At 61.4% G+C, this 10,359-nt stretch carries 12 protein-coding genes; 5 read left to right on the top strand and 7 right to left on the bottom strand.

Annotated features, from left to right (window positions below):
- Positions 1-153: 153 nt before the first annotated feature.
- From R6T97_RS10855 to R6T97_RS10880, 6 genes are read right to left on the bottom strand one after another with little or no spacing between them, the layout of a single operon-like run.
- A complete protein-coding gene (locus tag R6T97_RS10855) occupies positions 154-315 on the bottom strand; it encodes a hypothetical protein (protein WP_410349309.1) in 162 nt (53 codons plus the stop codon).
- Positions 312-1,226, bottom strand: coding sequence for a cytochrome-c oxidase, cbb3-type subunit III (gene ccoP / locus R6T97_RS10860; RefSeq protein WP_410349310.1), 915 nt, complete (start codon positions 1,224-1,226; stop codon positions 312-314). Before ccoP ends, R6T97_RS10855 begins: the two co-directional genes overlap by 4 nt.
- Positions 1,223-1,390 (bottom strand): cbb3-type cytochrome oxidase subunit 3, encoded by a 168-nt coding sequence (locus tag R6T97_RS10865; protein ID WP_410349311.1) that lies wholly within the window; start codon positions 1,388-1,390, stop codon positions 1,223-1,225. The genes ccoP and R6T97_RS10865 overlap by 4 nt, the downstream gene beginning before the upstream one ends.
- Complete coding sequence (gene ccoO / locus R6T97_RS10870) at positions 1,387-2,115, bottom strand: cytochrome-c oxidase, cbb3-type subunit II (protein ID WP_410349312.1); 729 nt, start codon at positions 2,113-2,115, stop codon at positions 1,387-1,389. Before ccoO ends, R6T97_RS10865 begins: the two co-directional genes overlap by 4 nt.
- Positions 2,116-2,119: 4 nt before the next feature.
- Positions 2,120-3,757, bottom strand: a complete 1,638-nt coding sequence (gene ccoN / locus R6T97_RS10875) for a cytochrome-c oxidase, cbb3-type subunit I (protein WP_410349313.1) — start codon at positions 3,755-3,757, stop codon at positions 2,120-2,122.
- Entirely contained in the window at positions 3,757-4,194 is a 438-nt protein-coding gene (locus tag R6T97_RS10880) for an RrF2 family transcriptional regulator (protein ID WP_410349314.1), read from the bottom strand. Before R6T97_RS10880 ends, ccoN begins: the two co-directional genes overlap by 1 nt.
- 90 nt (positions 4,195-4,284) lie before the next feature.
- Here R6T97_RS10880 and R6T97_RS10885 point away from each other — a divergent pair, with 90 nt between their 5' ends.
- Genes R6T97_RS10885 through R6T97_RS10895 form a run of 3 tightly spaced genes read left to right on the top strand, consistent with a single transcriptional unit; the run spans position 4,285 to position 6,681 of the window.
- Positions 4,285-4,740: a group III truncated hemoglobin gene (locus R6T97_RS10885; protein ID WP_410349315.1), complete on the top strand. Its 456-nt coding sequence runs from the start codon at positions 4,285-4,287 to the stop codon at positions 4,738-4,740.
- Positions 4,741-4,783: 43 nt separating this feature from the next.
- Positions 4,784-5,479: a 5-formyltetrahydrofolate cyclo-ligase gene (locus tag R6T97_RS10890; protein WP_410349316.1), complete on the top strand. Its 696-nt coding sequence runs from the start codon at positions 4,784-4,786 to the stop codon at positions 5,477-5,479.
- The gene (locus R6T97_RS10895) at positions 5,476-6,681 is read left to right on the top strand and encodes an NnrS family protein (protein ID WP_410349317.1); all 1,206 of its coding nucleotides are present in this window, start codon (positions 5,476-5,478) and stop codon (positions 6,679-6,681) included. The genes R6T97_RS10890 and R6T97_RS10895 overlap by 4 nt, the downstream gene beginning before the upstream one ends.
- A 159-nt stretch (positions 6,682-6,840) precedes the next feature.
- Here R6T97_RS10895 and R6T97_RS10900 read toward each other — a convergent pair whose 3' ends face one another.
- Positions 6,841-8,415: a gamma-glutamyltransferase family protein gene (locus R6T97_RS10900; RefSeq protein WP_410349318.1), complete on the bottom strand. Its 1,575-nt coding sequence runs from the start codon at positions 8,413-8,415 to the stop codon at positions 6,841-6,843.
- 129 nt (positions 8,416-8,544) lie between these two features.
- Between R6T97_RS10900 and R6T97_RS10905 the strand changes: the two genes are divergently transcribed.
- Both R6T97_RS10905 and R6T97_RS10910 read left to right on the top strand, forming a co-directional pair.
- Entirely contained in the window at positions 8,545-9,699 is a 1,155-nt protein-coding gene (locus tag R6T97_RS10905; RefSeq protein WP_410349319.1) for a thiolase family protein, read from the top strand.
- 13 nt (positions 9,700-9,712) lie between these two features.
- Positions 9,713-10,359, top strand: a 647-nt coding sequence (locus R6T97_RS10910) for an alcohol dehydrogenase catalytic domain-containing protein (RefSeq protein ID WP_410349320.1), incomplete at its 3' end; no start/stop codon positions are given.

Consider the following 10,359-nt stretch of genomic DNA (forward strand, 5'->3'; position numbering starts at 1 on the left):
AGGCCAGGCTTGACCCCGGGGCTGTGCGTAGGTCACGCCATCCCGCGCGCAGCCAGTCGAGCGCTACCCGTGCGGGCAGTTTGCGAGCATAGGGAGAGTCTGCGCGCTGCGGCGGTCGGATGATGGGCAATGGTTCGAGCATGATTTTCTCCCTCAGCAGGTGCGTTTTGCGGGCACTGCCGCATCTGCAACAGCAACACACGCGGGCTGCGAGCGGAACGCGGCGGCAATGAATTGCGCATTGGCGGCGACGAACAGACTGACTGCCGCGACTGCACCGGCGATGGCCAGCCGTTTTTGCGTGATCGCGATCATTCCGAAACCTCCTCGGAAAGCCGTTTCACATAAAGCGCCAACAGGTTGATCTCGGGATCGCTCAGACGGTCGGACCAATAAGGCATGACGCCCTGTCGCCCGAAACGGAGCGTCTGGTTCACCGACGCTGCGTCCTGTCCGTATATGACTGCTGTGTCAGTGAGCGCAGGCGCACCGTTCATCAACCCACCGACGCCAGCTTCACCATGGCAAGCAACGCAGTTTTCCGCAAAAAGCGTCGCACCCGCGCCATCGGGATCTGCCTTGCCATCGCGCAAGGCTGCGACGTGTTCTGCCAGCTGCTGCCTGTCCTGTCGCTCCATCCAGTCAAAAGCTGGCATCTGAGCCCAACGGGTGTCGGGGTGCGCGGCATTGATGCCAACCCGGAGCGTTTCAGCCACCGTCTCGGGACCGCCGCCCCAAAGCCAGTAAATGTCGTTCAGCACAGGAAATCCTGGGCCGCCCTCGCCCTGCGCACCATGACAGACAGAGCAATTGTCCAGAAATAGCCGGTTGGCGGCGGGCATGGCAGTGGCCATAAGGTCGGCATCGCCATCCAGCACCTTAAAGTCCGGTGACCCGTCGAATTGTGCGATCCAGTCCTGCCGTCGCGCATCCAGTTCCGCAAAGTTAGCCGCAGCCATCTCGCCCTGCTCAAGCCCAAGCAACCCACGGCTGTAATCGCGCCCGTAAGGCCACGCAGGTAAAAGCACCCAAGTGATGATCGCGTAAAGAAACGTCAGTACGAACGCCCAGATCACGATCTTTGGAAAAGGCGTGTTTAATTCCTTGATCCCGCTCCAGTCGTGGCCCGTTGTCTCGTATCCGGTGACAGGATCGACTTCGCGCTGGCCGGTATGTGGGTCGGCGGCAGGCAGGTCCTTGGGGTCGGTGATCGGCTGATCGGTCATGCGTCGCCCTCGCGGTCGTCGGGTGGCAGGATCGACCGCGCCGCATGGTCTTGTGCTGCGCGGCGTTTGGGGTTGTAGGCACGGATCACGACGATCACGAAGAACCCCATCATCCAGAACAGACCGAAGGTCTTGGCCAGATAGACCAGCATGTCATAGCTCATCGCGTGACCTCTTGGGAGATGTCATCAGCCGCACCGGTCAGTGTGCCGAGCGATTGCAGATAGGCGACCACCGCGTCCAGTTCGGTCAGACGCGTGGGATCGCCGTCAAATGCGCGCACTGCCACATCGTCGCCATAGCGGTCCAGAACACCATCGGCACCGTCGGTATCGGGGCGGCTTTGGCCCAGCGCGTCAGCCGCAGCCAAACTGATCATATCTGCGCTGTAAGGCACCCCAAGCCGGGCCAGTGTCGCCAGACTGCCCTCCAGTATCTCGGTATCCAGCGTTCTTTCGAGCCAAGGGTAGGCAGGCATGATCGAGGCAGGCACCACGCTGCGCGGGTCGATCAGGTGCTGCACGTGCCAGTCGTCGGAATATTTTTCGCCCAGCCGTGCAATATCCGGTCCGGTGCGCTTGGACCCCCAAAGCATCGGATGGTCATAGGCGCTTTCGGCCGCAAGCGAATAAGGACCGTAGCGGTCCAACTCGTCGGCAAGGCTGCGAACCATCTGGCTATGGCAGGCATAACACCCTTCGCGGATGTAGATTTCACGACCGGCCAGTTCCAGCGGCGTATGCGGACGCAGATCATCGGGAAGTTCGATCGTCTCGTCGATGACAAACAACGGCGCGATTTCCACAATGCCGCCGATCGAGGCGGCAACGATGATCCCTGCCACCAGTCCCATCGACACTTTTTCGAGGTTGTAATGGAGTCTCAGCATCGGTTCACTCCGCTGGCTGTGGGTTGAGCGGGCGATCCGCTGCGTTTTCGATGGGCAGTTGTGCGCGGCGGACCGTGGCAAGGCAGTTGAACGTGCAGACCACTGCGCCAGCCAAGAACAGCGCACCACCCAACGTACGGGCCGCGTAATAGGGTGCCATAGCCTGTACGGATTCGATGAAGCTGTAACTCAGCGCGCCGTTTTCGTCATACGCGCGCCACATCAAACCTTGGGTGATGCCGGCGTTCCAAAGCGAGACAACATAGATCAGCGTACCGGAAACCGCGAGCCAGAAGTGCCACTCCACCGCCTTCGGCCAAGCCATGTCTTCGCGCCCCGACAATTGCGGCACAAGCGTATAGATCGCGCCGAACACGATCATGGCAACCCATCCCAACGTGCCGGAATGTACATGGCCCACTGTCCAGTCGGTGTAGTGTGACAAAGAGTTTACGGGGCGGATCGCAAGGAAAGACCCCTCGAATGTGGATATGCCATAGAATACGGCCGCTACGAACATGAAGCGTAGGGTCGCGTCGTCGCGTACCTTGTGCCACGCGCCGTTCAGCGTCGCGATGGCATTTCCGGCTGACGCCCAGGATGGCACCAGCAACATGACCGAGAAGGTCATACCAAGGGTTTGCACCCAATAGGGCAGTGCCGTGTAATGCAGATGGTGCGACCCGACCCAGACGTAGAAAAATACAATCCCCCAGAAGCTCACGATAGACAGCCGGTAAGACCAGATCGGTCGCCCCGCACGCACAGGCAGAAAGTAGTAAAGCATCCCCAGAAATCCTGCCGTGAGGAAGAATGCCACAGCGTTATGCCCGTACCACCACTGGATCATCGCATCCTGAACACCCGCCCAGATCGTATAGCTTTTGGTCCCTGCAAAGCTGACCGGCAACGCCAGATTGTTGACGATATGCAGCATCGCCACGACAAGGATGAAGGCAAGATAGTACCAGTTGGCGACGTAGATATGCGGCTCGTTCCGGCGAGCCAGCGTGCGGATGTAAAGCGCGAAATATGTCACCCAGACGATGACCAGCCAGATATCGGCATACCATTCGGCTTCGGCATATTCCTTGGACTGGGTGCTGCCCATCAGATAGCCGGTCACCGCCCAGACACAGAATAGGTTGAACCCGATCAGCACGACCCAAGGGCTGAGTGCGTCCGCCAACCGTGCCCGAGATGTGCGTTGCAGCACGTAAAATGACGTTGCGATCAGGGCGTTGCCGCCGAAGCCGAAGATTACACTGGTCGTATGCACCGGACGCAACCGGCCAAAGCTGGTCGCGGGCCACGCCGGTGTCGCTTCAGGCCAATACATCAGAGCGGCCACCCAGACGCCGACACCCATACCGATAATTGCCCAGATCAGCGTCATGCCGATGCCAAAGCGCGTCGGAGCGTCATAATAACGCGCCAGCGTTTCGGGGTCCGGCTCTGCGTAGTCGTAAAGTGCGCCGCCGACGAGGAATACCAGTGCGAGCCCCAAAGCAAGCGCCATCCCTCCATGCACTGCCATCGGTCCATCACGCGCGGCGGCAGCCATGAGAAGCCCCATCAAGGCAAGCGCAACCGAAAGGCCGACAGCGGTCCGCCGCTCTTGGAGAGTAAGCGTTGCAAGCATTACTGCTCTCCTGTTTGTGTGCCGGTGTTTGAACTTCTATTTAAGGCGATGTCCGCGAGGGTTGATTGATCCATGTCAGTCAGGAATGCCGCCTTTGCGGAGCGCAGGCGCGGCTTCAGCCGGCAGTGACCGTCTATTGTGCAGGCCCCTCCGTTGGCTGCGAAGCATTCGACCAATGGCTGACCGTCTTCCAGCAGTCGGATTACGGCGCCCAGCCGGATCTGGTCTGCTGGCATTGCAAGAATGGCTCCGCCGCCACTGCCACGTCGGGTTTCGACATATCCGGCTTTTGCAAGGCGCTGCATGATTTTGCTTAGATGGTTGCGTGACAGGCCGAACTCTGCCGCTAGCTCCGCAGTTGAAAAGGCGCGGTCCGGGGCACTGGCCATTCGCATCAGCATACGGAAACCATAGTCGGTAAAGGTGGTGAGGCGCATGTTTGGTGTCTCTCAGTCCATAATGAGCATTTACAATACCTATTACCAATCGTAAACAAGATTGCAAGGCCGCAATCACGAGGTTTCGGAATGACACGTCACGACCCGACATACGAACCCGGCTCTGTCCGACCGCAAATGACCGCAGGCATTATGGCAGAGACTGGCCTTGACGAAGCCGTTTTGCGCAGCCTTGTCCATACATTTTATGGCCGGATACGCGATGATGATATGCTTGGCCCGATCTTTGCCGAGCGCATCACAGACTGGCCGCCGCACTTGGAACGTATGGTGGCGTTCTGGTCTTCGGTGGCGCTGATGACAGGCCGCTACCACGGACGTCCGGTTCCCGCGCACACCCCGCTTCCGATAAAGGCCGCGCATTTCGACCGCTGGCTGCGGCTGTTTCGCGAGACGGCTCGGGACGTTTGCACAGCCGAAGGTGCAGCGCATGTCGTCGAACGCGCCGAACGCATAGCGCGTTCGCTTCACATCGCGGTGACCGAGGCGCAAGCCGCACCTGATGCGACCCCATCGCTATCTTGATGAAAGGATCTGCCCATGGTCCAGCCCGTGATGAAGGTGGGACATGTCCCGGCACAGTGACAGATCACGCCCTTTCGCTTCCTCGCCCTGCATGGCGGCAGAGGTGGACCCTGCCTCTTTCGACCCCTTGACCGTCGATCCTGTGCAGAGCCGTGATGTCGCACGCTGGCGCAAGGCAGAACGCATCCGTCTGGCTGGCGTGCGGGACGCGCTTGGTCAAGGCGGACGGGCGCATGTCTCGGACAGGATCGGCCAGCAACTGGGAGATGTGCTGGCCGCACGCGGAGCACGACGGGAGACCGTCTTGTCCGGCTACTGGCCGATCAAGGGGGAGCCCGATCTGCGTCCGCTTTTGACCGCACTGCATGGTACGGGCATCATCATCGCCCTGCCGGTGGTGGAAACCCGTGCAGCCCCGCTGGTCTTTCGGCGCTGGACGCCCCGGACGAAAATGGTGCGCGGCGACTGGAACATTCCTGTTCCGCCGCCGGACGCCGCTGTGCTGACACCTGATATTGCACTTGCTCCTTGCCTTGGCTGGGATAGCGGCTGCTTTCGCCTTGGCTGGGGCGGGGGCTATTTTGACCGCACGCTCGCCGCTCTGGCCCCAAGGCCAATGACTATCGGCGTCGCGCTGCGTGCAGCGAAACTGCCCACGATATTCCCGCAACCCCATGACATCCCGCTTGACCTGATCCTGACTGAGGACGGCGTCGCGGCGAAAAGGACCGATCAATGACATCGACTGCCGAACAGATGCGCGCATGGCGCGGCCCTGCCATCCTGACCTACGGGTTCCGCCCGTTCTTTTTCGGCGCGGCGGTCTGGGCTGTGCTGGCGATGCTGCTCTGGGTGCCGATGTTGTCCGGTCAGATGATGCTGCCCACTGCCTTTGATCCGGTCAGCTGGCACGCACATGAATTTCTGTTCGGATATCTGGGCGCTGTTGTCGCAGGGTTTCTTCTGACGGCGGTGCCGAACTGGACAGGGCGTTTGCCGATCGTTGGCTGGCGGCTTGGCGCGCTGGCGCTTTTGTGGCTTGCGGGGCGCGTGACGGTTGCCGTCTCGGCTGGTCTGCCTGCGGGGCTGGTGGCAGTTGTCGATCTGGCCTTTCCAGTGCTTTTCGCGCTGGCCATCGGACGCGAAATTGTGGCGGGGCGGAACTGGCGCAACCTGATCGTGCTGGCAATGCTGGGCGTGTTCATCATCGGCAACGGCCTGTTCCACAGGGAGGCCGCGCAGGGCGCTTACGCCGCCCAGGGATATGGCCTGCGGTTGGGCTTGGGTGCCGCGATCATGATGATTGCCGTGATTGGCGGGCGGGTCGTGCCGTCGTTTACCCGCAACTGGCTGGTCAAGCAGGGTAGCAAGGTCTTGCCCGCGCCACCGATGCAGCGCTTCGACAAGGTGGCGCTGGTTGCGCTGCTGGTGGCGCTTGGTTTGTGGGTCACCCTGCCATTATCTGTTTTGACAGCTGCTGCCCTTGCTGTGGCAGGGGTTTTGCACCTGATGCGGCTGGCCCGCTGGGCAGTGCACAAGACGCTGGCGGCCCCATTGGTCACGGTGCTGCATGTGGCATACGCCTTTTTGCCACTGGGGGCACTGGCGCTGGCGCTGGAGATACTTGTTCCCGGTTCCTTCGGTATAGCGGGCGCGCAGCACCTTTGGATGGCGGGGGCAATCGGGCTGATGACGCTGGCGGTGATGACGCGGGCCACTTTGGGGCATACAGGGCAACCGCTGACGGCGGGGGCAAGCACAGTCTTGATCTATGCAGCCCTGACCCTATCGGTGCTGGCGCGTGTCGTCGCGGGATTTTGGCCAGAGCTATCCGGCTTGCTGCACTCGGTTGCTGGATTGGGCTGGATCGCTGCCTTCGGTGGCTTTGCCGTGATCTATGGCGCGCTGTTGCTGCGGCTTCCTGCCGCCAAGCGAGTGTGAGGGACTGCCATTGGGCTGGCTTGAATTCATCCTTGCTCATGCGGTATCTTTCGGGTCGCACTCCATTCCGGAGCGCCCGTGATTGCAGTCGCGGTTGGGACAACAAGTGGTGCGGAAGTGGGCTGACGGCAGTCACCGCGGTCACGGTTCCCCGGCTTATCAATACCCGATAGCACAGCCGTCTTTGCGCGGGTCGCTACCGCCCTCAAGCACCCCGTCTTCATGCAGCAGGATCGCCTGTGAACCGCCGATCGCGGTGTCGGGGCGCACCACGTTGTGGCCCATTCCTGCCAATTCGGCTTTGACCGTGTCGCTGTAGCCATCCTCGACCCGCAGTTCGTCGCCTTCAGCGAAACAGCGGGGCGCGTCCATGGCGGACTGTGGCGACAGGCCGAAGTCGGTGACGTTGCTGACAAAACGCGCGTGGCCGGTGGATTGGTACTGCCCGCCCATGACGCCGAAGGGCATCATGACCTTGCCCTCTTTCTTCAGCATCGCGGGAATGATCGTGTGCATGGGCCGTTTGCCGGGGCCGACCTCGTTGGGATGCCCCTGTTCCAGCGTAAAGCCCGCGCCGCGGTTCTGGAACAACACGCCGAATTTATCCGATGCGATGCCCGATCCGAAAGAATGGAACACCGAATAGATCAGCGACACGCACATGCGGTCCTTGTCGACGACGGTGATATAAATTGTGTCCTTGTGCACCGCCTCGGCCCCCGGTAGCCCGGCAGGCATGGCCTTGGCAGGGTCGATCAGGGCCGCCAACTTGGCCGCCGTGTCGGGTGATGTCATGTAGTCCAGACGCGTCATATGGTCGGGGTCCGACAAAAAGCGGTTGCGCGTGTCATAGGCCAGCTTGGTTGCCTCGGCTTCGATGTGCGCGCGTTCCGCCCCCCATGGGTCCATGCCTGCGATATCGAAGTGCTTGAGCATGTTGAGAAGCAGGATCGCGGTCGCCCCCTGCCCGTTTGGCGGATGCTCATAAAGGTCGAGCCCGCCATAGCCGCCCATGATCGGGTCGACGTAATCACAGGCGGTGTTTGCGAAATCTTCCAGCGTGTGGGTGCCTCCCAGCGCGTTCAGGCTGGCGACCATATCCTCGGCGACGTCGCCCTCGTAGAACCCTTCGCGCCCATCCATCGCGATGCGCCGCAGTACCTGCGCCTGTTCAGGTGCGCGAAACACCTGCCCTGCCTTTGGGGCGGCGTTGTTCATCAGGTAAAGGTCGCGGGCATGGCCGGAAAGGTTGTCAACCGCCTGCCCCCAATCCGATGCCACGCGTTCTGCCACGGGAACACCTGCCTCGGCGTAGTGGATGGACGGGGCAAGCACGGCCTTCAGCCCCAGTTTGCCCCAGTCCTTGGACAGTCTGCAAAAGGCATCGACCGCCCCGGGCACGGACACCGCATCGGCGCTGTAGGGGGCGATCACATCGCCTTTCTCCCGCAGTTTTTCCGCCTCAATGCCCGCAGGTGCCCGCCCCGATCCGTTCAGCGCAACGACCCGGTCTTCGCCCGGTGGCGTCATCAGCACAAAGCAGTCGCCACCGATCCCTGTCATCTGTGGTTCGCATAGCCCCAGCAGGACCGCACCTGCAATCGCCCCGTCCATGGCGTTGCCGCCTGCCTCCATCATTTGCACGGCGACCTTGGCGGCCAGCGGGTGTGATGTGGCACACATGCCATTGGTTGCATAAACGGCAGAGCGTCCGGGCTTATGGAAGTTACGCATGGGAAAGGTCCTTTCTGGGTATTGAATACGAACCTAGACGGATCGCGCCTGCGCGCAACGCCAATGTTGAGGCTTTTCCTTTGAGCAGTGCAGGCGTAGCCTTATTTCATGCAACAGGGAGGCCGGATCATGCGCGATGTATTCATAACAGGTGCTGCCCGCACACCGATGGGCGGGTTTCAGGGCGTTTTTTCGGATGTAGATGCCCCCTCGCTGGGCGGAGCCGCAATCAGGGCGGCCATGCGGGGGGCCGGTGCCGATACCGTCGATGAGGTGCTGATGGGCTGCGTCCTGTCTGCCGGTCAGGGGCAGGCTCCGGCGCGTCAGGCGGGGTTTCTGGCGGGGCTGGGTGACAACGTGCCCGCGACGACGATCAACAAGATGTGTGGCTCGGGCATGAAAACCGCAATGATGGCGTTTGACCAGATTGCCCTGGGGGGCGCTGAGACTATGGTCGCCGGCGGGATGGAGAGCATGACAAATGCGCCCTACCTGCTGCCGGGGATGCGCGGCGGCGCACGGATTGGTCATCAGTCGGTCCTGGACAGTATGTTTCTGGACGGTCTGGAGGACGCCTATGACAAGGGCCGCCTGATGGGGACCTTCGCCGAGGATTGCGCCACAAAGTATCATTTCACCCGCGCGGCACAGGACCAATATGCGATTGCGTCGCTGTCGAATGCGCTGGATGCTGAACGCGCGGGAGCATTTGATGCCGAGATCACCCCTGTCACCGTCCACGCACGTACCGGCGAAGAGATGATCACCCGCGATGAACAACCCGCCAAGGCGCGCCCCGCGAAAATACCGACGCTCAGGCCTGCGTTCCGCCCCGATGGGACAGTGACCGCCGCGAACGCATCAAGCATTTCAGATGGCGCGGCGGCTTTGGTTCTGTCTGCCGACGGGACGAACGCGCGCGCACGTATCATGGGCCACGCAAGCCATGCGCAGGCCCCGGGCTGGTTCACGACCGCCCCTGTGCCTGCCACGCAAAAGCTGCTGGCCGGAATAGGATGGTCCGTCGAAGATGTGGACCTGTGGGAGGTCAACGAGGCTTTCGCCGTCGTCCCGATGGCCTTTATGCAGGACATGCACATCACCCGCGACATCGTGAACGTGAACGGCGGCGCCTGTGCCTTGGGCCATCCCATCGGGGCCTCGGGGACGCGCATCATCGTGACCTTGCTGCATGCACTGGAAACACGCGGGTTAAGGCGCGGTGTGGCCGCGATCTGCATCGGTGGCGGAGAAGGTACGGCCATTGCTATTGAGCGGGTATAGGGGGATTCGCCGGATGACGGATGAAACGATGCGCGGCGTCGCGCTGACGGGCCATGGCGGACCGGAATGTCTGGTGTGGCGCGAGGACCTTCCGCGACCGGAACCGAAGACTGGCGAGGTGCTGATTCGTGTCGCCGCTGCGGGCGTGAACAACACCGATATCAACACACGTGTCGGCTGGTACTCCAAGGGCGACAACGATGCTGCGGATGCCGGTTGGACAGGTGAAGCCCTGCAACTTCCACGTATACAGGGGATCGATGCTTGCGGGTATATCATGGCCGTGGGTGATGGCGTGGACACGGCCCGCATCGGCGAACGGGTGCTGGTCGAACCTTGCCTGACCGAAGCAATGGGCGAAAGGCGTGATCCGCCATGGTTCCTCGGCTCGGACTGTGATGGGGCCTTTGCGGAATACTGCACTGTGGCCGCGCGTCATGCCTATGCGGTTGAAAGCCCGTTGAGCGACATAGAACTTGCGTCATTTCCGTGCTCGTATTCAACCGCCGAAAACATGCTGACACGGACCCAACTGCAGAGCGGTGAAACAGTTCTGATTACCGGGGCATCGGGCGGCGTTGGATCGGCAGCGTTGCAACTGGCCAAGGCGCGCGGTGCGCGCGTTGCTGTCGTGACAAGCGCACCCAAAGTACAATCGCT

The sequence above is a fragment of the Yoonia sp. genome, from assembly GCF_046498525.1.
In the GTDB taxonomy this organism is placed as follows: domain Bacteria; phylum Pseudomonadota; class Alphaproteobacteria; order Rhodobacterales; family Rhodobacteraceae; genus Yoonia.

Bases quoted from the DNA above. Each gene is read 5' to 3' on its own strand.
- R6T97_RS10855 (WP_410349309.1), bottom strand. From the start codon at position 315: ATGATCGCGATCACGCAAAAACGGCTGGCCATCGCCGGTGCAGTCGCG.
- ccoP (WP_410349310.1), bottom strand. From the start codon at position 1,226: ATGACCGATCAGCCGATCACCGACCCCAAGGACCTGCCTGCCGCCGAC.
- R6T97_RS10865 (WP_410349311.1), bottom strand. From the start codon at position 1,390: ATGAGCTATGACATGCTGGTCTATCTGGCCAAGACCTTCGGTCTGTTC.
- ccoO (WP_410349312.1), bottom strand. From the start codon at position 2,115: ATGCTGAGACTCCATTACAACCTCGAAAAAGTGTCGATGGGACTGGTG.
- ccoN (WP_410349313.1), bottom strand. From the start codon at position 3,757: ATGCTTGCAACGCTTACTCTCCAAGAGCGGCGGACCGCTGTCGGCCTT.
- R6T97_RS10880 (WP_410349314.1), bottom strand. From the start codon at position 4,194: ATGCGCCTCACCACCTTTACCGACTATGGTTTCCGTATGCTGATGCGA.
- R6T97_RS10885 (WP_410349315.1), top strand. From the start codon at position 4,285: ATGACACGTCACGACCCGACATACGAACCCGGCTCTGTCCGACCGCAA.
- R6T97_RS10890 (WP_410349316.1), top strand. From the start codon at position 4,784: ATGTCCCGGCACAGTGACAGATCACGCCCTTTCGCTTCCTCGCCCTGC.
- R6T97_RS10895 (WP_410349317.1), top strand. From the start codon at position 5,476: ATGACATCGACTGCCGAACAGATGCGCGCATGGCGCGGCCCTGCCATC.
- R6T97_RS10900 (WP_410349318.1), bottom strand. From the start codon at position 8,415: ATGCGTAACTTCCATAAGCCCGGACGCTCTGCCGTTTATGCAACCAAT.
- R6T97_RS10905 (WP_410349319.1), top strand. From the start codon at position 8,545: ATGCGCGATGTATTCATAACAGGTGCTGCCCGCACACCGATGGGCGGG.